Annotated in this window: 20 protein-coding genes and 2 pseudogenes; 15 read left to right on the plus strand and 7 right to left on the minus strand. The window is 70.4% G+C overall.

The genetic code is table 11. The features are described 5' to 3' along the window. Positions 1-204: 204 nt before the first annotated feature. A pseudogene (locus tag ABZV38_RS09985) lies at positions 205-1,086 on the minus strand (aminoglycoside phosphotransferase family protein); the annotation flags it as partial. Here ABZV38_RS09985 and ABZV38_RS09990 point away from each other — a divergent pair. Next, a complete protein-coding gene (locus tag ABZV38_RS09990) occupies positions 1,085-1,531 on the plus strand; it encodes a VOC family protein (RefSeq protein WP_356326287.1) in 447 nt (148 codons plus the stop codon). The pseudogene ABZV38_RS09985 and the gene ABZV38_RS09990 overlap by 2 nt on opposite strands. Here ABZV38_RS09990 and ABZV38_RS09995 read toward each other — a convergent pair. Together ABZV38_RS09995 and ABZV38_RS10000 are read right to left on the minus strand one after the other, a co-directional pair. After that, entirely contained in the window at positions 1,468-2,211 is a 744-nt protein-coding gene (locus ABZV38_RS09995; RefSeq protein WP_356326288.1) for a DUF6597 domain-containing transcriptional factor, read from the minus strand. The genes ABZV38_RS09990 and ABZV38_RS09995 overlap by 64 nt on opposite strands. Positions 2,212-2,301: 90 nt before the next feature. Further along, positions 2,302-3,498, minus strand: a complete 1,197-nt coding sequence (locus tag ABZV38_RS10000; RefSeq protein WP_356326289.1) for a YihY/virulence factor BrkB family protein — start codon at positions 3,496-3,498, stop codon at positions 2,302-2,304. A 17-nt stretch (positions 3,499-3,515) separates the two neighbouring features. Here ABZV38_RS10000 and ABZV38_RS10005 point away from each other — a divergent pair, with 17 nt between their 5' ends. From ABZV38_RS10005 to ABZV38_RS10065, 13 genes are all read left to right on the plus strand, one after another. After that, a complete protein-coding gene (locus ABZV38_RS10005) occupies positions 3,516-5,153 on the plus strand; it encodes an acyl-CoA dehydrogenase family protein (protein WP_356326290.1) in 1,638 nt (545 codons plus the stop codon). A gap of 309 nt (positions 5,154-5,462) precedes the next feature. After that, on the plus strand, positions 5,463-6,680 hold the full coding sequence (locus ABZV38_RS10010) for a GAF domain-containing protein (RefSeq protein ID WP_356326360.1): 1,218 nt from the start codon (positions 5,463-5,465) through the stop codon (positions 6,678-6,680). Positions 6,681-6,872: 192 nt separating this feature from the next. Continuing rightward, positions 6,873-7,460, plus strand: a complete 588-nt coding sequence (locus tag ABZV38_RS10015) for a GNAT family N-acetyltransferase (protein WP_356326291.1) — start codon at positions 6,873-6,875, stop codon at positions 7,458-7,460. 368 nt (positions 7,461-7,828) lie between these two features. Continuing rightward, the gene (locus ABZV38_RS10020; RefSeq protein WP_356326292.1) at positions 7,829-9,526 is read left to right on the plus strand and encodes a nitrite/sulfite reductase; all 1,698 of its coding nucleotides are present in this window, start codon (positions 7,829-7,831) and stop codon (positions 9,524-9,526) included. Continuing rightward, positions 9,523-9,702, plus strand: a complete 180-nt coding sequence (locus ABZV38_RS10025; protein WP_356326294.1) for a hypothetical protein — start codon at positions 9,523-9,525, stop codon at positions 9,700-9,702. The genes ABZV38_RS10020 and ABZV38_RS10025 overlap by 4 nt, the downstream gene beginning before the upstream one ends. Then, positions 9,699-10,400 (plus strand): phosphoadenylyl-sulfate reductase, encoded by a 702-nt coding sequence (locus ABZV38_RS10030; protein WP_356326295.1) that lies wholly within the window; start codon positions 9,699-9,701, stop codon positions 10,398-10,400. The genes ABZV38_RS10025 and ABZV38_RS10030 overlap by 4 nt, the downstream gene beginning before the upstream one ends. Continuing rightward, entirely contained in the window at positions 10,400-10,969 is a 570-nt protein-coding gene (cysC, locus tag ABZV38_RS10035; protein ID WP_356326296.1) for an adenylyl-sulfate kinase, read from the plus strand. Before ABZV38_RS10030 ends, cysC begins: the two co-directional genes overlap by 1 nt. Continuing rightward, positions 10,966-11,901, plus strand: coding sequence for a sulfate adenylyltransferase subunit CysD (gene cysD, locus ABZV38_RS10040; protein ID WP_356326297.1), 936 nt, complete (start codon positions 10,966-10,968; stop codon positions 11,899-11,901). The genes cysC and cysD overlap by 4 nt, the downstream gene beginning before the upstream one ends. A gap of 1 nt (position 11,902) precedes the next feature. Further along, entirely contained in the window at positions 11,903-13,246 is a 1,344-nt protein-coding gene (locus ABZV38_RS10045; protein ID WP_356326298.1) for a GTP-binding protein, read from the plus strand. A 244-nt stretch (positions 13,247-13,490) separates the two neighbouring features. After that, positions 13,491-14,606 (plus strand): aliphatic sulfonate ABC transporter substrate-binding protein, encoded by a 1,116-nt coding sequence (locus ABZV38_RS10050; RefSeq protein WP_356326299.1) that lies wholly within the window; start codon positions 13,491-13,493, stop codon positions 14,604-14,606. 38 nt (positions 14,607-14,644) lie between these two features. Then, a complete protein-coding gene (locus tag ABZV38_RS10055; protein ID WP_356326300.1) occupies positions 14,645-15,436 on the plus strand; it encodes an ABC transporter ATP-binding protein in 792 nt (263 codons plus the stop codon). Continuing rightward, positions 15,423-16,328, plus strand: coding sequence for an ABC transporter permease (locus ABZV38_RS10060; protein ID WP_356326301.1), 906 nt, complete (start codon positions 15,423-15,425; stop codon positions 16,326-16,328). The genes ABZV38_RS10055 and ABZV38_RS10060 overlap by 14 nt, the downstream gene beginning before the upstream one ends. Before the next feature lie 7 nt (positions 16,329-16,335). After that, positions 16,336-17,100, plus strand: coding sequence for a sirohydrochlorin chelatase (locus ABZV38_RS10065; protein WP_356326302.1), 765 nt, complete (start codon positions 16,336-16,338; stop codon positions 17,098-17,100). A 36-nt stretch (positions 17,101-17,136) separates the two neighbouring features. Here ABZV38_RS10065 and ABZV38_RS10070 read toward each other — a convergent pair whose 3' ends face one another. After that, positions 17,137-17,769, minus strand: a complete 633-nt coding sequence (locus ABZV38_RS10070) for a DsbA family protein (RefSeq protein WP_356326303.1) — start codon at positions 17,767-17,769, stop codon at positions 17,137-17,139. Between the two features lie 68 nt (positions 17,770-17,837). Further along, positions 17,838-18,413, minus strand: coding sequence for a TIGR03086 family metal-binding protein (locus tag ABZV38_RS10075; RefSeq protein ID WP_356326304.1), 576 nt, complete (start codon positions 18,411-18,413; stop codon positions 17,838-17,840). On the opposite strand from ABZV38_RS10075, the gene ABZV38_RS10080 reads away from it, so the two are divergent. Beyond that, the gene (locus ABZV38_RS10080; protein WP_356326305.1) at positions 18,412-19,197 is read left to right on the plus strand and encodes an ATP-binding cassette domain-containing protein; all 786 of its coding nucleotides are present in this window, start codon (positions 18,412-18,414) and stop codon (positions 19,195-19,197) included. The genes ABZV38_RS10075 and ABZV38_RS10080 overlap by 2 nt on opposite strands. A 26-nt stretch (positions 19,198-19,223) precedes the next feature. Here the strand turns inward: ABZV38_RS10080 and ABZV38_RS10085 are convergent. Further along, a pseudogene (locus ABZV38_RS10085) lies at positions 19,224-19,604 on the minus strand (nuclear transport factor 2 family protein). After that, a complete protein-coding gene (locus ABZV38_RS10090; protein ID WP_356326306.1) occupies positions 19,597-20,145 on the minus strand; it encodes a DUF1697 domain-containing protein in 549 nt (182 codons plus the stop codon). The pseudogene ABZV38_RS10085 and the gene ABZV38_RS10090 overlap by 8 nt, the downstream one beginning before the upstream one ends. Between the last annotated feature and the right edge of the window lie 86 nt (positions 20,146-20,231).

The raw sequence follows: 20,231 nt of genomic DNA on the forward strand, positions 1-20,231 counted from the left end.
ACCGTCCGGATCGGGCCCGATCGGGCCCGATCCGGACGGTCTAGAGGTCGGCGACGAGTTCGTCGAGGTGATGCAGGCGGCGCTCGCCCGCGCCGGGTCGTCGAAGTACGGGTCGTCGGGCACGGGCAGGGAACTCGCCAGGGCCCAGCCCCGCCCGCGTGCCCAGGTGGCGTCGTCGATGTCGAGCGCTCTCCGTAAGACGTCCCGCACCCCGGAGGGCAGGAACAGCCACGCGGGCAGCAAATCGACTGCGGGATCACCGACGGCCAGCGTGCCGAAGTCGATGACGGCGCTCAGCCTGCCCCGCACCACGAGGAGGTTGCCCGCCGCGAGGTCCCCGTGGATCCAGACCGGCGGCCCCTCCCACGCAGGCGCCGCCAGTGCGGCCTCCCACACCGCCGTCACCGCGTCGGTGTCGACCCTGCCCCGCAGCGCCGCGATCCTGGGCCGGACACGCGCCTCGCAGGCCACGGAGTCGCGCTCGTCGCCCATCGGCACACCACGGAACGCGTTGCTCCACTCGGGGCCCGGGCCGCCGGTGGAATCGATCGTCTGCAGGGCGCTGATGAACCCGGCGAGTTCGGCCGCCGTTCCGGCCGGGTCGGCGAGGCCGTCGGTGGTCGCGGTCTCACCCTCCAGCCACCGGTAGACCGACCACGGGAACGGATACCCCTTCCCCGGCTTCCCCCTCGCCAGCGGCGCGGAGACGGGGAGCGGCAACTGCGGGGCGAGACGCGGCAGCCACCGGTGCTCCCGCTCCACCTGCCCGACCCACCGGGGGTACCGGGGCAGCCGCACGGACATGTCCTCGCCCAGCCGGTACGTCGCGTTGTCCATCCCGGACACCGGAACCGGCGTGAGCGGCAGATCCGCCCACTGCGGGAACTGTTCCACGAGCAGCCGTCGCACCAGCCTCGTGCCGATCGACGGACCGTCCGAACCACCTGTGGACATGCGCTGTCTCCCGGTCGTGGATGCCGCCAATGCCGGCCCCCATCCCAGCGCGGGAGTCACCGCCGGTTCAACCGGTTTTTCACCGGCCCACACAGCCGCGCCGCGAGTGCCCGGGCGGCCGGGCCGGGGCATGACCGATTCGTACAAGACCCGCCGTGCAGCTGCGTTCTACCGTCGGACCATGACTCCACGACTCGACGCGATCGGCATCACCACCGCGGATCTGGCCGCATCGCTCGCCTTCTACCGCCGGCTCGGGCTCGACATCCCCGCCGACGCGGACTCCGCACCCCATGTCGAAGTGACTCTGCCGAACGGACAGCGCCTCCTGTGGGACACCGAGGACGTCATCCGCTCCTTCGACCCCGAGTGGGCCGGTTCGCGTGGAGGTGACCGGGTCGGGCTCGCGTTCGTGTGCGACAGCCCGGCGGAGGTGGACGCGGTGTACGGCGATCTGACCGGCGCGGGGTACCAGGGCCATCTGAAGCCGTGGGACGCCGTGTGGGGGCAGCGTTATGCCGTGGTCCTCGACCCGGACGGCTGCGCGGTGTCGCTGTTCGCCAACGTCTCGCAGTAGGCGGTCAGGGTCGTACCGGCCAGTTCGCGCATCTCCCGCGCGAGGTGCGCCTGGTCGGTGCAGCCCGCCGCGAGTGCCGCATCGGCGTACGGCATGCCGGTCCGTACGAGGGCCAGCGCGCGCTGCAGTCGCAGGACTCGGGCCAGGGTCTTGGGCCCGTAGCCGAAGGCCGCCAGCGATCGGCGGTGCGGTTGCCTGGCGCCGAGACCGGCCGTGCGCGCGGTGGCCGCGACCGACCGCCCCAGCGCGAGCTCACCCGCGACGGACCGCATCAGCGGGTCCGGCGGCCCGGTGGCGGCCGCCCGTCGCAGTGCCAGGGACTCCAGTGCGGCGGCGGGGTCGGCGGCGTCGGCGACGCGCTCGGTGAGTACACGCACCTCGGCGCCCGGCCACAGATCGGCGAGGTCGACCCGCCGGTCGCGCAGTTCGTGCGCCGGTACGCCGAGGAGGGCCGGGGCGGTGCCGGGGGCGAACCTGATGCCGGTGAACCGCCCGCCGGCCACTTCGGAGGATTCGTACGCGTGGGTGTCGGGCCCGGCGACGAGCAGCCGGCCGTCGATCCAGAGCAGGTCCATGCAGCCATCCGGCAGCACGGGCCGGACGGGCCCGTGCGAGACCTGCCGCGTCCAGACGACCGCCCCGTCGAGGCGGGACTCCCGCTCTTCGTACCTTTCGCCCATACCTCACACGCTACGGGCTGTCCCGTAGGCGGCGTCGGGCAACCGATTCAGCTTCGAGACCACCGGCCAGCCGGGGCGACGCCAACGGTGTCACGGCCGCGGCTTCGGGGATCCCTTCCCCTCCCGCTCCGCGTCCCTGGGCGCGTCCTTCGGCGTCTCCTTGTCGCGGCTCGGCTGCAGCAGCCTGGACTTCACATCGTCCGGCGGCAGGAACCTCGACCACCGCTCGGGGAACTCGGACGGCATATAGGGGGTGTCGCCCTCGTCGATGTCGTCCCAGTCCGCCTCCGCGCTCTCCGCCTGCGCCCGTGCCACGAGCTCCGCGGCCTGGGCTGCCCGTACCCGGTCGTTGGCCGCACGCGCGGCCGCCGTCGCCAGCGAGGGCCACACCCGGTCGATGGCGGCGTTGACCGCCGCCCCCACCAGCACCGCGAACGCGGAGATACCGATCCACAGCAACACGGCGATCGGGGCGGCCAGCGAGCCGTAGATCGTCGGCCCCTCGACCGTGCTGGTCAGATAGATCCGCAGCAGGAAGCTCCCGACCACCCACATCGCGAGCGCCATAAGCGCGCCCGGCACGTCCTCGATCCACGGCGAACGGACCGGGACGGACACGTGGTAGAGCGTCGTCAGGAACGAGATCGACAGCAGGATCACCAGCGGCCAGTAGAGGACGCTGATGACCTCCGTGCCCCAGGGGATGAACTCCACGACCCGGTCGGGACCGACCACGAGCAGCGGCAGCACGACCGCGCCGAGCAGCAGCGCCACGATGTACAGCAGGAAGGAGAGCAGCCGTGTCTTGACGATGCCGCGCTGGCCGTCGAGGCCGTACATCACCGTGATCGTGTCGATGAAGACGTTCACCGCGCGGGACCCGGACCAGAGCGCGATCGCGAAGCCGAGCGAGATGACATCGGGGCGGGCGCCGGTCGAGACGTCCGCCAGGAGCGGCTTGGCGAAGTCGTTGACGCCCCGCTCGGACAGGACCGTCTGCGCCGCGTTGAGGATGTTGCGCTCGATGGACGCGACCGTGGTGGTGTTCGTCCACTCGTCGACGTAACCGAGCAGTCCGATCAGGCCGAGGAGCAGCGGCGGCAGCGACAGCAGGGTGAAGAACGCCGCCTCGGCCGCGAGTCCCAGAATGCGGTACTCCATGCATGAATTGACGGTGTCCTTCAGCAACTGCCAGCACATCTGCCGCTTGGATACGTTGCGGTAGAGGACCCGGGCCCGGTGGAGCCGACCCGATGGCCGCTCGGGTGTTTCATTTGCTGCCTGCACGTCCTTACCGTATCCGCATGGCAGCCACCACCCACACAGTGTCCAACCAGGTTCCGCCCCTGGTCGGCTATGACGTCTTCGCCGCCGACCGCGCGCTCACCGAGGCCGTCGAGCGGCACCTCTCGCCCGAACTGCTCGCCGGTGTGCGCGACGAGCTCGGCGAGCTCGGCCGGTCCGCCGGGTCCGCGCAGGTGCAGCGGTGGGGTGCACAGGCGAACGAGTACCCGCCGAAACTGCGTACCCATGACCGGTACGGGCATCGCATCGACGAAGTGGAGTTCCATCCGGCCTGGCACCGGCTGCTGGGGCACGCGGTCGGCGCCGGGCTGACCGGCGCCTGGGACCGGCCGGGCGGTCATGTGCGGCGTGCGGCCGGGTTCCTGGTGTGGACGCAGGCCGAGGGCGGCCACGGCTGCCCGCTGTCGATGACGCATGCGGCGGTGCCCGCGCTGCGGACCGATCCGGTGCTGGCCGCCGAGTGGGAGCCGCGCCTGACGTCGTCGGTGTACGACGCGGAGCTGCAGCCCCCCGCGCAGAAGGCCGGGGTGCTCTTCGGGATGGGCATGACGGAGAAGCAGGGCGGCTCCGACGTGCGGTCCAACACGACGCGGGCCGAGCCGCTGCCGGCCGACGGCGAGTATCTGCTGACCGGGCACAAGTGGTTCTGCTCGGCGCCGATGTCCGACGGGTTCCTGGTGCTGGCGCAGGCGCCCGGCGGGCTGACGTGCTTCCTGCTCCCCCGGGTACTGCCGGACGGCACCCGCAATGTGTTCGCGATCCAGCGCCTCAAGGACAAACTCGGCAACCGGTCCAACGCGTCGAGCGAGGTCGAGTTCGACGGGACGTGGGCGCGCCGGGTCGGCGACGAGGGGCGTGGGGTCCGCACCATCATCGGCATGGTGGCGGCGACCCGGCTGGACTGTGTGATCGGTTCGGCGGCGCTGATGCGGCAGGCGGTGGCGCAGGCGATCCACCACTGCACGTACCGCAGCGCGTTCGGCGGGGTACTGATCGAGAAGCCGCTGATGCGCAATGTGCTGGCCGATCTGGCGCTGGAGTCGGAGGCGGCGACGGTGCTGGCGCTGCGGCTGGCCGCCGCGTACGACGCCGATACGGAGGAGGAGCGGGCGTTCCTGCGGATCGCGGTGCCGGCGGCGAAGTACTGGGTGACGAAGCGGTGCACGCCGTTGGCCGGCGAGGCACTGGAGTGTCTGGGCGGCAATGGCTACGTCGAGGAGTCCGGAATGCCGCGGCTGCTGCGCGAGGCGCCGCTCAACTCGATCTGGGAGGGCTCCGGGAACGTACAGGCGCTGGACGTGCTGCGGGCGCTGCAGCGCGAGCCGCAGGCGCTGAACGCGTTCCTGCAGGAGGTCGGCAGGGCGCGCGGCGCGGATCACCGGCTGGACGGGGCCATCAAGGACATGCTGACCGAGCTGGCCGATCTGAACGGGATCGAGGCGCGGGCCCGGCGGCTCGTCGAGCGGATGGCGCTGGTGCTGCAGGGTTCGCTGCTGGTGCGCTGGGCGCCGCCGGAGGTGGCCGACGCGTTCTGCGCGTCACGGCTGGGCGGGGACTGGGGTTCGGCGTTCGGGACGCTGCCGCACAGCCTGGACCTGGCCTCGATCGTGGAACGGGCCCGGCCCGTCGCGCACTGAGGAGGAACAGCGACGAAGGGTGGTGCTGCGCCGACACGGCACCACCCTTCATGCTGTGCGCACCGAACGGCGGGGCACAGGCTCCACCGCGCGGTGTTACGCCACTCTCGTATGTACCGACACGCGACCGCCAGAGTTGCAAAGGGTTGCAACAAGTGTGTGGAGTGCGCGGTATCGGGAACCCCACCACGACAGGATGTAACCCGCGGGCCGTGGACTCGGCCCCGGCAGCTGGGGGGATCGACGGTGGAGACAAGTCCGGTCGAGGTGACACGGCTGGCCGCCCTGGGTTCGGACCGGGCCACGCGCATGCTGCACAAGGCCCGGGAGGCGAGACTTGCGGGCGACCGCCCGCCGGTCGCACCACGGGCCGAGATCGGTGCCTCCTGGGATCGGGTGCTGCGCAGCGGCATCGACCCCGAGCAGTCCACCCAGAGTGTGCTGCTGGAGTCGGACGAGATCGAGCACCGGCGCCGCAGTTCCGCGCTGGGCGAGGTGATGCCGTTGCTCAGCGATGGTCTGGTCTCCATCGCCGACTCCGCGCAGCAGATCATGGTCGTCACCGATGCCGAGGGCCGGGTGCTGTGGCGACAGGGCAATCCGGGGGTGCTCCGCCGGGCCGACGGCATCTGTCTGGAGGAGGGTGCGGCCTGGGCCGAGACGATCACGGGTACGAACGCGATCGGTACGGCGCTCGCCTCGCGCGCCCCGGTCCAGGTCCACTCGTCGGAGCATTTCGTCCGCAGCCTGCACTCCTGGACGTGTGCCGCGACCCCGGTCCGCGATCCACGCGACGGCCGGCTGATCGGCATCGTCGACATCAGCGGCCCCGCGACCACGTTCCATCCGATGACGCTGGCGCTGGTCGGTTCGGTGGCCCGGCTCGCCGAGAGCGAGATCCGGACCCGGCACCTGGTCGCAGTCGACCGGCTGCGTTCGGTGGCAGCGCCGCTCCTCGCCCGGCTGGGCGGCCGGGCGCTGGCAGTGGACCCGCACGGCTGGCTGGCCGGGGTCACCGGGATGCCGCCGGTCGACCGGCTGCCGCTGCCGAAGTCGCTGCAGGCGGGCCGGGTATGGCTGCCGTCGCTCGGTATGTGCCGGGTGGAGCCGCTGCCCGGTGGCTGGCTGGTGCAGGTGACGGACGAGCCGTCGGACGCGCCGCCGCGCCGGGTGGTCCTCGACCTGAGCCGGCCGCCCGGCCTCACGGTCAATGTGACGGGCCCGGTCGGCTCGTCCACCCAGCGGCTCTCGCCGCGCCATGCCGAGCTGCTGTACGCCCTGGCGCTGCGTCCCGAGGGGCTTACGGCGTCGGAGCTGGCGGAGGACATCTTCGGCGATGCGACCAGGACGGTGACGGTGCGGGCGGAGATCTCGCGGTTGCGGCGCCATCTGGCCGAGGTGCTGGCGCACCGGCCGTACCGCTTCGGTGAGGGCGTCGAGGTGGAGGTGATCCATCCGGAGCACCCGGGCGATCTGCTGCCGCGCTCGACGGCGCCGGTGGTGGTCAGGGCCCGTACGGCGACATGACGGAAGCCGGGTCGCAGCGGCCCGGGCGGCACGTCGGGCGGCCGCGCGGTCCGGCGGTCACCGGAGTCGGGCGGGCGCGCGGGCGTACCGTAACCGGAGTCGGGCGGGCGGGCGTACCGTAACCGGAGTCGAGCAGTCCGGGCAGCGGGACAGGCTTTGGCCAGAGCTGTACGGCATGATTCCCTGGCAGGCATGAGCAACCCTGAGCCCGTCCCTGCCGCCGAGGTGACCGTCTGGTCCCTGGAACAGACCTCCCCCGACGATCTGTGGCCCGCCACGGCCCCCGAGGGTGACGTCCGGATCGTACGGTCGGCGGTGCCGCTGCCGGAGTTCAGCCGTTTCCTGTATACGGCGGTCGGCGGCGACATCCAGTGGACCGACCGGCTGTCGATGACGTACGCCGAGTGGCAGGAGGCCCTGGACCGGCCCGGGGCGGAGACGTGGGTGGCGTACGAGAACGGGACCCCGGCCGGGTACATCGAGCTGGACCCGCAGGACGACGGCGCGGTCGAGATCGTGTACTTCGGCCTGATCCCGGCTTTCCGGGGGCGCCGGATCGGCGGTCATCTGCTCGCATACGGGGCCGCGCGCGCCTGGGACCTGGCGGAGCGCTGGCCGGAGCGGCCGCCGACGAAGCGGGTATGGCTGCACACCTGCTCCAAGGACGGCCCGCACGCCATGGACAACTATCTGCGCCGCGGGTTCAAGCTCTTCGACACCAAGGTCGAGCTCGAGGCGGACGTGGCGGCGCCGGGACCGTGGCCCGGCGCCGCCCGGTAGAGCAGGACGTTTCGGCCAATACCTCCATTACGGAAGCTATGGAGCATACGGACGCCGCGGCGCACACGGTCGGAGTGATGACCACCACATCGTCTCACTGATCGGGACAGTCTCGTCCACATCATGGATAGTGGTGGACTGTCCCGAGAGTCGCGTGACACGCTTCCGTCATGTCTGGAACTGGAATTGCCTTGGTGAGTCGACGCCACGTCGACTTCGGCCGCATGTCCAGCGCCATCTGTCCGGCGGGCTGAGAGTCCCAGCACCGCCGCGATCCCCTTTTCTCTGCAACTCCTGCGCACCGCCGCGCCTCAGCGCGAGTGTGCAGTTCAGAGCCGCCCTCCTGCAGTCCCGAAGGACGTACTGTCATGGCCGCTACCCCGGAACAGCCTGCGACCACCACGGCCCGCCGCAAGGCCGGACGCCACCGTGGCGAAGGCCAGTGGGCCGTGGGGCACCACACTCCGCTCAACGGCAATGAGCAGTTCAAGAAGGACGACGACGGTCTCAATGTGCGGACACGCATTGAGACGATCTACTCCAAGCGGGGTTTCGACTCGATCGACCCGAACGATCTGCGTGGACGCATGCGCTGGTGGGGTCTGTACACCCAGCGCAAGCCCGGGATCGACGGCGGCAAGACTGCGGTGCTGGAGCCTGAGGAGCTGGACGACAAGTACTTCATGCTGCGGGTGCGGATCGACGGCGGCCGGCTGACCACCGCGCAGCTGCGGGTCATCGGCGAGATCTCGCAGGAGTACGCGCGCGGCACCGCGGACATCACCGACCGGCAGAACATCCAGCTGCACTGGATTCGCATCGAGGACGTCCCGGCGATCTGGGAGAAGCTGGAGGCCGTCGGGCTCTCCACCACCGAGGCGTGCGGCGACTGCCCCCGCGTGATCATCGGCTCCCCGGTGGCGGGCATCGCCGCCGACGAGATCGTCGACGGCACGCCCGCCGTCGACGAGATCCACGACCGCTACATCGGCAGCAAGGAATTCTCCAACCTGCCGCGCAAGTTCAAGACCGCGATCTCCGGCTCGCCGGTGCAGGACGTGGTGCACGAGATCAACGACATCGCGTTCGTCGGCGTGGTCCACCCCGAGCACGGGCCCGGCTTCGACGTCTGGGTCGGTGGCGGACTCTCCACCAACCCGCGGCTCGCCGAGCGGCTGGGCGCCTGGGTGCCCCTCGACGAGGTACCGGACGTCTGGGCCGGAGTCGTCGGCATCTTCCGTGACTACGGCTACCGCAGGCTGCGCACCCGCGCACGGCTGAAGTTCCTGATGGCCGACTGGGGCCCCGCGAAGTTCCGCCAGGTGCTGGAGGACGATTATCTGCAGCGCCCGCTCCTCGACGGGCCCGCCCCCGAGCAGCCGAGCAGCCGCTGGCGCGACCACGTGGGTGTCCACGAGCAGCAGGACGGCCGCTTCTACGTCGGGTTCGCGCCCCGGGTCGGCCGTGTGGACGGCGCCACGCTGGCCAAGATCGCCGACCTGGCGGCCGCGCACGGTTCGGACCGGCTGCGCACCACTGTCGAGCAGAAGATGCTCATCCTCGACGTGGAGCGGGACCAGGTGGACTCCCTGGTCGGCGGTCTGGAGGCGCTCGACTTCCAGGTGAAGCCCTCGCCGTTCCGGCGCGGCACGATGGCCTGCACCGGCATCGAGTTCTGCAAGCTGGCGATCGTCGAGACGAAGGCGCGCGGCGCCTCCCTGATCGACGAACTGGAGCGCCGCCTGCCGGACTTCGACGAGCCGCTGACCATCAATGTCAACGGATGCCCCAACGCCTGCGCCCGCATTCAGACGGCGGACATCGGCCTCAAGGGCCAGCTCGTCCTGGACGCCGACGGCAACCAGGTCGAGGGCTTCCAGGTGCACCTGGGCGGCGCACTGGGGCTGGAGGCCGGCTTCGGCCGCAAGGTCCGTGGCCTGAAGGTCACTTCGGCCGAGCTGCCGGACTATGTCGAGCGGGTGCTCGGCCGGTTCCAGGAGGAGCGCGAGGACGGCGAGCGGTTCGCGACCTGGGCGGCGCGGGCCAGTGCGGAGTCGCTGTCATGAGCGAGCGCGCCGCACCGTTCTACTGCCCGTACTGCGGAGACGAGGACTTGCGCCCGCACGAGACCGGGCACGGCGCCTGGGAATGTGCATCCTGCAACCGCGCGTTCCAGCTCAATTTCCTGGGTCTGCTGACCCGGGGCCTGCTGCGCAACGACGTTGAAGGGGACGGGACATGACGGACACTCTGCAGACCGATGACCTCAAGAGCCTGGCCGAGCGCGCGGGCCGGGAGCTGGAGGACGCTTCCCCGCTGGAGATCCTGAAGTGGGCTGCAGACACCTTCGGCAGGCGGTTCTGCGTCACGTCCTCGATGGAGGACGCGGTCGTGGCGCACCTCGCGTCCCGCGCCTTCCCGGGCGTCGACGTGGTCTTCCTCGACACCGGATACCACTTCGAGGAGACGATCGGGACCCGCGACGCGGTGGACGCCGTGATGGACGTCAATGTCATCACGCTGACCCCGCGTCAGAGCGTGGCCGAGCAGGACGCCGAGTACGGACCGAAGCTGCACGACCGCGACCCCGACCTGTGCTGCAAGCTGCGGAAGGTCAAGCCCCTTGAGAAGGGACTGACTTCGTACGCGGCCTGGGCGACCGGCCTGCGTCGCGACGAGTCCCCGACCCGGGCGGACACCCCGGTGGTCGGCTGGGACGAGAGGCGGCAGAAGGTCAAGATCTCGCCGATCGCCCGCTGGACGCAGGACGACGTGGACGCGTATGTCGCGGAGCACGGGGTTCTCACCAACCCGCTGCTGATGGACGGTTACGCCTCCGTGGGCTGCGCGCCCTGCACCCGCCGGGTGCTGGAGGGCGAGGACGCGCGCGCCGGCCGCTGGGCCGGACGGGGCAAGACCGAGTGCGGGCTGCACGACTGATGACGACTGATCAGGAGACTTCGATGAGCGTGACGGAGACGGGAGCCACCATCTGGCTGACCGGTCTGCCGAGCGCGGGCAAGACCACCATCGCGTACGAACTGGCCGGCCGGATGCGCGGCGAGGGCCACCGGGTGGAGGTGCTCGACGGCGACGAGATCCGGGAGTTCCTCTCCGCGGGGCTCGGCTTCTCCCGCGAGGACCGGCACACCAACGTCCAGCGGATCGGCTTCGTCGCCGAACTCCTGGCCGCCAACGGCGTGAAGGTGCTGGTTCCGGTCATCGCCCCGTACGCGGACAGCCGTGACGCTGTGCGCAAGCGCCATCAGGCCGAGGGCACCGCGTATCTGGAGGTGCATGTCGCGACTCCGGTCGAGGTGTGCTCCGTACGCGATGTGAAGGGCCTCTACGCCAAGCAGGCGGCGGGCGAGATCAGCGGGCTCACCGGGGTCGACGACCCCTACGAGGCGCCCGAGTCGCCGGACCTGCGGATCGAGTCGCACCAGCAGACCGTGCAGGAGTCCGCGGCGGAGCTGTACGCGCTGCTGAGCGAGAGGGGTGCAGCGTGACGACCGTCGCGACTGTTTCGGAAGGCACCGACATTCCGTACGCACTCAGCCATCTGGACTCCCTGGAGTCCGAGGCGGTGCACATCTTCCGTGAGGTGGCGGGGGAGTTCGAGCGGCCGGTGATCCTCTTCTCCGGCGGCAAGGACTCCATCCTGATGCTGCATCTGGCGCTCAAGGCGTTCGCGCCCGCGCCGGTGCCGTTCGCACTGCTGCATGTCGACACGGGACACAACTTCCCCGAGGTCCTGGAGTACCGCGACCGCACGGTCGCCGAGCACGGACTGCGGCTGCATGTGGCCTCCGTGCAGGACTACATCGATGCCGGGAAGCTCCGCGAGCGCCCCGACGGCACGCGCAACCCGCTGCAGACCGTGCCGCTGACCGAGGCGATCCAGCAGCACCGCTTCGACGCCGTGTTCGGCGGCGGCCGCCGCGACGAGGAGAAGGCGCGCGCCAAGGAGCGGGTCTTCTCGCTGCGCGACGAGTTCTCCCAGTGGGACCCGCGCCGCCAGCGCCCCGAGCTGTGGCAGCTGTACAACGGCCGGCACGCCCCCGGCGAGCACGTCCGGGTCTTCCCGATCTCCAACTGGACCGAGCTCGACGTCTGGCAGTACATCGAGCGCGAGGGCATCGAGCTTCCGGAGATCTACTTCGCCCACGAGCGGGAGGTCTTCAACCGCTCCGGGATGTGGCTGACCCCCGGTGACTGGGGTGGCCCCAAGGAGGGCGAGCGGGTCGAGACCCGGCAGGTGCGCTACCGCACCGTCGGCGACATGTCCTGCACCGGTGCGGTCGACTCCGACGCCACGACGCTCGCCGCCGTGATCACCGAGATCGCCGCCTCCCGGCTCACCGAGCGGGGCGCGACACGCGCCGACGACAAGATGTCCGAGGCCGCGATGGAAGACCGCAAGCGCGAGGGGTACTTCTAGGATGACCACATTCACCCAGCACGCAGAGCAGTTGTCGACCACGACCCTGCTGCGGTTCGCCACCGCGGGGTCCGTCGACGACGGCAAGTCCACCCTCGTCGGACGCCTTCTGCACGACTCCAAGTCGGTCCTCACCGATCAGCTGGAGGCTGTCGAGCACGCCTCGCGCAACCGGGGCCAGGAGGCGCCGGACCTGGCGCTGCTGACCGACGGGCTGCGGGCCGAGCGCGAGCAGGGCATCACGATCGATGTCGCCTACCGCTACTTCGCCACGCCGCGTCGCCGGTTCATCCTGGCCGACACCCCGGGGCATGTGCAGTACACCCGGAACATGGTGACGGGTGCCTCGACGGCCGAGCTCGCCGTCGTCCTGGTCGACGCCCGCAACGGTGTCGTCGAGCAGACCCGCCGGCACGCCGCCGTCGCCGCGCTGCTGCGGGTGCCGCACGTCGTCCTCGCGGTCAACAAGATGGACCTGGTCGACTACTTGGAGCCCGTATTCGCCGCCATCGCCGAGGAGTTCACCGCGTACGCGGCCTCGCTGGGCGTCCCGGAGATCACCGCGATCCCGATCTCCGCGCTGGCCGGTGACAACGTCGTTGAGCCGTCCGCCCACATGGACTGGTACGGCGGCCCGACGGTGCTGGAGCACCTGGAGACGGTGCCGGTCAGCCACGACCTCACCGCCTGCCACGCACGCTTCCCCGTGCAGTACGTGATCCGGCCGCAGACCGCCGAGCACCCCGACTACCGGGGCTACGCGGGCCAGATCGCCGCCGGCGCGTTCCGCGTGGGCGAGGCCGTCACCGTCCTTCCGTCCGGCCGTACGTCGACGATCGCCGGGATCGACGCGCTCGGCGAGAGCGTGGACATCGCCTGGGCGCCCCAGTCGGTGACCATCCGGCTGGCCGACGACATCGACGTCTCGCGCGGTGACCTGATCGCACCGGCCGACGACGCACCGGCAGTCACCCAGGACGTCGAGGCGACCGTCTGCCACGTCGCGGACCAGCCACTCGCCGTCGGCCAGCGCGTGCTGCTCAAGCACACCACCCGCACGGTCAAGGCGATCGTCAAGGACATCCCGTCCCGGCTGACGCTGGACGACCTCTCGCAGCACCCGGCGCCCGGCCGGCTCGTCGCCAACGACATCGGCCGGGTCGTCGTCCGTACCGCCGAACCGCTCGCGCTCGACGCCTACGCGGACTCGCGCCGCACCGGCTCGTTCCTGCTGATCGACCCGGCGGACGGCACCACGCTCACGGCCGGCATGGCGGGCGAGGCGTTCGCCGCCGCGGCCACGGCCGACGACGCCGCCGCCGACGACGCCGAATGGGACTTCTGATGAGTATCGACATCTACGCGACGTTCGCGAAGGAGGGCGGCCGCGTCGGCAGCGGCACCCTCGGCAGCGGCCAGGGCGGGGTTGCGCGATGTGCGCGATGACGTACGCGCACTGCCTGCGCGCCCGCTTGGACCAACCGCACCGCCTGTACCGCCAGTTCAGACGAAGACATGCCGACTTCCCGGCCGCGTCCCCGTAATCGCCGAGGGACGTGAGTACCGGGCCAACGAGAGGAAAGCCTCCCGTGCCTACCACCCGTATCACCCTGCGCCGCAGCCTCGCCGCTGCCGCCGCTCTGCCGCTGCTCGCCGTGGCGCTCACCGCCTGCGGCTACGGCTCCGAGGCGAAGGACGACGACGCCCAGAAGGCGAACGTCTCCGCCGACGGCAAGAAGCTCTCCGCGGACACCGTGAAGATCGGCTACTTCCCGAACCTCACGCACGCCACTGCCCTGGTCGGCATCCAGGAAGGCCTGATCGCCAAGGAGCTCGGGGGCACGACGGTCAAGCCGTCGACGTTCAACGCGGGTCCGTCCGAGATCGAGGCGCTCAACGCGGGGTCGATCGACATCGGCTTCATCGGCCCCTCCCCCTCCATCAACGGCTTCGCGAAGTCCAAGGGCAAGAGCCTGCGGATCATCGGCGGTTCGGCGTCCGGCGGTGTGAAGCTGGTCGTCAACCCGAAGAAGATCAAGACCCTGGACGACCTCAAGGGCAAGAAGATCGCCACCCCGCAGCTCGGCAACACCCAGGACGTGGCCTTCCTCAACTGGATCTCCGAGAAGGGCTGGAAGGTCGACGCCCAGAGCGGCAAGGGCGACGTCTCCGTGGTCCGCACGGACAACAAGGTGACGCCGGACGCCTACAAGTCCGGTTCCATCGACGGTGCCTGGGTCCCCGAGCCGACCGCCTCCAAGCTGGTCGCGCAGGGCGCCAAGGTGCTCCTCGACGAGTCGACGCTGTGGCCGGACAAGAAGTTCGTGATCACGAACATCATCGTGTCGCAGAAGTTCCTCAGCGATCACCCGGACGTCGTCGAAGCGGTGCTGCGCGGTTCGGTCAACACCAACGCGTGGATCAACGCCAACCCGGACAAGGCGAAGGCCTCCGCCAACGCCGCGCTCAAGGAGCTGTCCGGCAAGGCGCTGCCGCCCGAGGTCCTCGACCCGGCGTGGAAGTCCGTCCAGTTCACCGATGACCCACTGGCCGCCACGCTCGACACGGAGGCCAAGCACGCGGTGAAGGCCGGTCTGCTGGAGCAGACGGACCTGACGGGCATCTACGACCTGAAGCCGCTGAACAAGATCCTCAAGGCCGCGGGCAAGCCCGAGGTTGCCGACGCCGGTCTCGGCGTCAAGTAACCCCCGACCGTTCCAGGATCTCCCAGGAGGTGACGACCATGGCGACGACCACTCTCACCAAGGCCGAGGACCGTGTGTCGGCCGGGCACGCCGCCCGTATCGCGCACGTCTCGAAGTCCTTCGGCGGACCGGAGGGGCCGCAGCTCGTCCTGGACGACATCACGCTCGATGTCGCTCCCGGCGAGTTCGTCACCCTCCTGGGAGCTTCCGGGTGCGGCAAATCGACGCTGCTCAACCTGGTGGCCGGACTCGACCGCCCGACCGCGGGGTCCATCGAGACCCCCGGCGGGCGGCCGGCCCTGATGTTCCAGGAGCACGCCCTCTTCCCGTGGCTGACCGCGGGCAAGAACATCGAACTCGCGCTGCGGCTGCGTGGCGTGCCCAAGTCCGACCGCCGCACGGAAGCGGAGCGGCTGCTCGAACTCGTACGGCTCGGCGGGGCGTACGGGAAGCGGGTGCACGAACTCTCGGGCGGTATGCGTCAGCGGGTGGCGATGGCCCGCGCGCTCGCCCAGGACAGTCAACTGCTGCTGATGGACGAGCCGTTCGCCGCACTCGACGCCATCACCCGGGATGTGCTGCACGACGAGCTGACCCGGATCTGGCGCGAGACGAACGTCTCGGTCCTCTTCGTCACGCACAACGTGCGGGAGGCGGTCCGGCTTGCCGAACGGGTCGTCCTGCTGTCGTCGCGGCCGGGCCGGATCGCCCGCGAGTGGACGGTCGAGATCGACCAGCCGCGCCGCATCGAGGACACCGCGGTGGCGGAGCTGTCCGTCGAGATCACCGAAGAACTGCGTGGGGAGATCCGCCGACATGGCCAGCACTGACACCACCACGGCCGAGCACGCCGTCAAGGACACGGCCGAGGACCTGGCCGGCCTCGAGGCGGGTCTTGACGCACTCGACGCGGTGCGGGTGAGCCGCACCCCGGTGCGCCAGGTGCTGGTGCAGAAGGTCCTGCCGCCGGTCGTGGCCATTGCACTCGTCCTGGTCGTCTGGCAGATCCTGATCTGGGCGAAGGTCACCGACGACTACAAGCTGCCGCCGCCGTCCCAGGTCTGGGACGAGGTGAGCAATGCCTGGGCACAGGGCACCCTGCTCGACTACATCTGGACGAGCGTCTCGCGCGGTCTGTTCGGCTTCCTGCTGGCGCTCGTCATCGGCACCCCGCTCGGGCTGCTGGTGGCGCGCGTGAAGGTGGTGCGCGCGGCGATCGGACCGGTGCTCTCGGGTCTCCAGTCGCTGCCGTCGGTGGCATGGGTGCCGCCCGCGGTCCTCTGGCTGGGGCTCGACGACAAGATGATGTACGCGGTGATCCTGCTGGGCGCGGTCCCGTCGATCGCCAACGGTCTCGTCTCCGGTGTCGACCAGATCCCGCCGCTGCATCTGCGGGCCGGGCAGACGCTGGGCGCCACCGGGCTGCGCGGCACCTGGCACATTGTGCTGCCCGCCTCGCTGCCGGGCTATCTGGCGGGGCTGAAGCAGGGCTGGGCCTTCTCCTGGCGCTCGCTGATGGCCGCCGAGATCATCGCCTCGTCGCCCGATCTGGGCGTGGGTCTGGGGCAGTTGCTGGAGCAGGGCCGCGAGACCAGCAGCATGTCCATGGTGTTCCTCGCGATCCTCCTGATCCTGATCGTCGGCATCGCCATCGACCTGCTCATCTTCAGTCCGCTGGAGCGGTGGGTGCTGCGCAGCCGCGGTCTCCTCGTCAAGAACTGAGTACGTCATGGCTTCCCCCGTTCTCCTTGTCATCGCCCACGGCAGCCGCGATCCGCGGCACGCGGCGACCGTGCACGCCCTCACCACGCGGGTCCGGTCGCTGCGGCCGGGGCTACGGGTGGAGACCGGCTTCCTGGACTTCAACGCCCCGTCGGTGCCGCAGGTCCTTCAGCGGCTGGCCGCGGACGGAACGAGGGACGTCATCACGCTCCCCCTGCTCCTCACCCGGGCCTTCCACGCCAAGTCCGACATCCCGACGGTGCTGCGCAAGGCCCGGACCGGACTGCCGCAGATGCACATCCGGCAGGCCGAAGTGCTCGGCCCGTCACCGCTGCTGAACTCCGCTCTGGAACAGCGCCTGTACGAAGCCGGGGTCCGTCCCGGCGACAAGAGCTCGACCGGGCTCGTCCTGGCCTCGGCGGGCTCCACAGACCCGGAGGCGATCGCAGTGATCGCTGAAATCGCGCGGGAGCTGCGGCACACCGGTTGGTGTTCCGTGCGGCCTGCGTTCGCCTCCGCTGCATCTCCCGCGGGGTTCCCCCGTACCGAGGACGCGGTACGGGCCCTGCGGGCCGAGGGCGTGCGCCGGGTGGCGGTGGCACCGTACGTCATCGCGCCCGGCCGCCTCCCGGACCGTATCGCCGCGGGTGCCCGGGGGGCGGGGGCGGACGTACTGGCCGACGTGCTCGGCCCCTCGCCGGAGTTGGCACGGCTGCTGCTGCGACGCTACGACGAGGCCTGCGTGCCGCGCGTGGCGGCGCTCACCGCCTGACCGGGAACAGCAAGTACCCGCGAGAGCAGGTGACTGTCAGCTGAAGTCGAGACTGCCCGTGCGGGTGCGCTTGAGCTCGAAGAAGTCCGGGTAGCCGGCCATCACCCGAAGGCTGTCGAACAGCCTGGCCGCCTCCTCGCCGCGCGGGACGGAGTTGAGAACCGGGCCGAACCAGACGCCGCCGTCGACATGGATGGTGGGGGTGCCGACATAAGCGTCGGCCTCCGGGTCCTTGCCCGCGTCGTGGCTGCGGCGCAGCGCCTCGTCGTACGCCGTGGAGTGCGCGGCCCCGGCAAGCCCGCCGGGCAGGCCCACTTCGGCGAGCGCCTGGGCGACCACCTCGTCGAAGTCCGCGTTCTTCTGTACGTGGATACGGGTTCCCAGGGCGGTGTAGAGCTCGCGGAGCACACGGTCGCCGTGGCCCGCGGCCGCGGCGACCGCGACCCGCACCGGGCCGATCGACTTGTCGACCAGTTCCCGGTACCAGTCGGGGAGTTCATTGCCGACGTTGTGCAGGAAGAGGCTCATGACATGGAAACGGAGCTCGATGTCGCGCTGCTGCTCCACCTCCAGCATCCAGCGTGAGGTGATCCAGGCGAACGGGCAGGCCGGGTCGAAGTAGAAGTCGACGACGGTCCTGCCCGTGGCCGGGGTGGGGTGAGTGGTCATGCGTCGAGCCTATCCAGGCATTGGCATATAACTCTGGGCCATTCACCACTCGTTCGACTGGGCCACTTTCAGGCGGCGGTCCAGTGCGGATCGCGTCCGCTGTGGGCCAGCGCCCGTTCGAACACCGGCGCCGAATCGGACACCGGGACCTCGTCGGCGAAGCCGTCGTACTGCCGGTAGAGCGCCGCGGAGCCGTCGACGACATCGAGGACGAAGGCTGCCACCGCGTCGGAGAGCCGGAACTCCTGCCCGGTTGCCCGGGCCACGTCCCAGCCGTGCAGGGCCGTCTCCTCGATGAGCATGGCGGCGATCTCGGACGCCGGGGACGTCGAACCCCCGAGGTCGATCTCCCCCTCCCAGACCGCCGGGTCCGACCAGGCGGCGACGGCGCGGTCCAGTTGCGCCGCGTACTTCTCCGCCCAGTCGGCATCCGCAGTGAAGTCACGGGTGGTGAGCTCGTCGGGAAGATCCTTGCGCAGGGCACGGTGCTCCAGGCCGTACGAGGTGTAGAGCACCCAGTGGTTGATCAGCCCGCGCACGTCCCAGTCGCCGCAGGGCGTGGCGGAAGCGTCCAGCTGTTCGGCGCGGGCGATACGGGCCGCCTCGGCGGCACATTCGGTCAGGTGAGCGTGCTCGTTCTTCATGCACAGCACGCTAGAGCGGCCGCTGGCGCGGGTATTGAAGAAAAGCGACAGCGGCCGGGTTTCCGGCCCGGTCAGGAGGTCGCACTGGGCCCTGCTCGGCGCCAACGGTGCCGGAAGGAGCACGCTGCTCGGGCTGCTCGGCGCGGTCACCCACCCCACCCACGGATCGGTGGAGGTCCTGGGGCGCACGATCGGACGGGTCGACCTGCGGGAGCTGCGGACCCTGCTGGGACACGTCAACACGCGTCATCCGCTGCGTTCCCCGCTGTCGGTGCGCGACGTGGTGCTCACGGGTCTGACCAACTCGGTCGAGCCGGTGCCGCGTTGGTCCGCGAGCGCCGGGCAGCGGGAACAGGCCGACCGGCTGCTGAAGATGCTGGGCATGCAAGGCAAGACCGGATCGCGCTGGCCGTCGCTCTCGCAGGGCGAGCGGGGCCGTACGCTCATCGCCCGCGCCCTGATGCCGCAGCCGCGGCTGCTGCTTCTCGACGAGCCGGCCACAGGTCTGGATCTCGCCGCCCGTGAGCAGTTGCTGGACTCCCTGGACACCTTGTGCCAGGAACACCCCGAGCCGGCGACGGTCCTGGTCACGCACCATCTCGAGGAGCTTCCCGCTTCCACCACGCATGCGATGCTGCTTCGGGCGGGGCGGTGTGTGGCCTCGGGTCCGGCCGACGACGTGCTGACCACGGATCAGGTCAGCGACTGCTTCGGGCATCCGGTGCGGATCGCCCGTACGGACGGCCGGTGGACGGCGCGGGCGCAGCGCGTCATGCGCGGCTGACGGCTGTCGATCGCCAACGGACGACGTCAGCCGTCGGGCGGTTCGGCGATGAACGGCGTGGCCTGGTGGAAGTAGAGGAGCCAGCCGCGCCCGGTCAGCCGCCACAGTGAACTGCGGTGGGCCCGGAGCCCCTTGGACTCGGAGTCGAAGGTCAGATGGACGAGTTCGTCGGCGAGCTGGACACCGCGCATCCGTGACGCGGTGAGCTGTCCGGGCCGTGGGGCCTCGTCCGCGGTCAGCGAGGCGATGATCGCGTCGCGGTCCCAGAAACGGCCGGCGGTGTCGATCTAGCGGAACTCCGGGTGCAGCACCTGGACGAGGAGATCGGCGGAGGAGCGCACCAGCGGATCGAGGAGTCTGAGCTCGCCCTCGACTGCGGCGGCCACGCCGGGCCGCGGCTCAGTCACGCGTCATCTCCACGAGTTTGGCGACGGTGTTCCAGTTACGTGTGGTGGCGGTGAGGCCCTTGGTGAGGGAAGGGCGGTGGAGCGCCTCGGCGAGCTTGGAACGGCCCAGTCCGTCGGGGGCATAGAGGTAGAGCGCACGGTCGCCGAGCCGGAACTCCTCGGGGCGGAAAGTGTCGGCGTCGATCGCGGCGTAGCGTGTGGCGTCCACCGGCCGGTCGAAGTAGGTGACGTGCAGTTGCTTGCCCTCGAGGGCGGCAGCCGGGAACGGGCAGGCGTCGGCGACCGATGCGAGATAGGGGCCGTTCCGGATCAGACACGGTACGGCGAACCCGAAGCGCTCCTCGATGGCCTGCTCCAGCTGCGCGGTGAGCGCGTCCTCGTCGCCCGACGCGCTGCTGAAGACGGCGTTGCCGCTCTGCAGGTACGTACGGACGTCCGCATGGCCCAGCTCCGTGAGCAGCGTGCGGAGTTCGGCCATCGGGACCTTCTTGTGGCCGCTCACATTGATCCCGCGCAGCAGCGCCGCGTACCTGGTGGTCATGGGCACACCATAGGACGATCCGCCGGAGGTGTGCGGCCGCCGCGCCCCGTGGGGGAGAGCGCGGCGGCCGCCGTCTCGGTGGTGCC

Source organism: Streptomyces sp. NPDC005181, assembly GCF_040608395.1.
Classification (GTDB): Bacteria; Actinomycetota; Actinomycetes; order Streptomycetales; family Streptomycetaceae; genus Streptomyces.

Coding starts and splice junctions, on each gene's coding strand:
- ABZV38_RS09990 (WP_356326287.1), top strand. CDS start 1,085: ATGACCGATTCGTACAAGACCCGCCGTGCAGCTGCGTTCTACCGTCGG.
- ABZV38_RS09995 (WP_356326288.1), bottom strand. CDS start 2,211: ATGGGCGAAAGGTACGAAGAGCGGGAGTCCCGCCTCGACGGGGCGGTC.
- ABZV38_RS10005 (WP_356326290.1), top strand. CDS start 3,516: ATGGCAGCCACCACCCACACAGTGTCCAACCAGGTTCCGCCCCTGGTC.
- ABZV38_RS10010 (WP_356326360.1), top strand. CDS start 5,463: ATGCTGCACAAGGCCCGGGAGGCGAGACTTGCGGGCGACCGCCCGCCG.
- ABZV38_RS10015 (WP_356326291.1), top strand. CDS start 6,873: ATGAGCAACCCTGAGCCCGTCCCTGCCGCCGAGGTGACCGTCTGGTCC.
- ABZV38_RS10020 (WP_356326292.1), top strand. CDS start 7,829: ATGGCCGCTACCCCGGAACAGCCTGCGACCACCACGGCCCGCCGCAAG.
- ABZV38_RS10025 (WP_356326294.1), top strand. CDS start 9,523: ATGAGCGAGCGCGCCGCACCGTTCTACTGCCCGTACTGCGGAGACGAG.
- ABZV38_RS10030 (WP_356326295.1), top strand. CDS start 9,699: ATGACGGACACTCTGCAGACCGATGACCTCAAGAGCCTGGCCGAGCGC.
- cysC (WP_356326296.1), top strand. CDS start 10,400: ATGACGACTGATCAGGAGACTTCGATGAGCGTGACGGAGACGGGAGCC.
- ABZV38_RS10045 (WP_356326298.1), top strand. CDS start 11,903: ATGACCACATTCACCCAGCACGCAGAGCAGTTGTCGACCACGACCCTG.
- ABZV38_RS10055 (WP_356326300.1), top strand. CDS start 14,645: ATGGCGACGACCACTCTCACCAAGGCCGAGGACCGTGTGTCGGCCGGG.
- ABZV38_RS10060 (WP_356326301.1), top strand. CDS start 15,423: ATGGCCAGCACTGACACCACCACGGCCGAGCACGCCGTCAAGGACACG.
- ABZV38_RS10065 (WP_356326302.1), top strand. CDS start 16,336: ATGGCTTCCCCCGTTCTCCTTGTCATCGCCCACGGCAGCCGCGATCCG.
- ABZV38_RS10070 (WP_356326303.1), bottom strand. CDS start 17,769: ATGACCACTCACCCCACCCCGGCCACGGGCAGGACCGTCGTCGACTTC.
- ABZV38_RS10080 (WP_356326305.1), top strand. CDS start 18,412: ATGCACAGCACGCTAGAGCGGCCGCTGGCGCGGGTATTGAAGAAAAGC.
- ABZV38_RS10075 (WP_356326304.1), bottom strand. CDS start 18,413: ATGAAGAACGAGCACGCTCACCTGACCGAATGTGCCGCCGAGGCGGCC.
- ABZV38_RS10090 (WP_356326306.1), bottom strand. CDS start 20,145: ATGACCACCAGGTACGCGGCGCTGCTGCGCGGGATCAATGTGAGCGGC.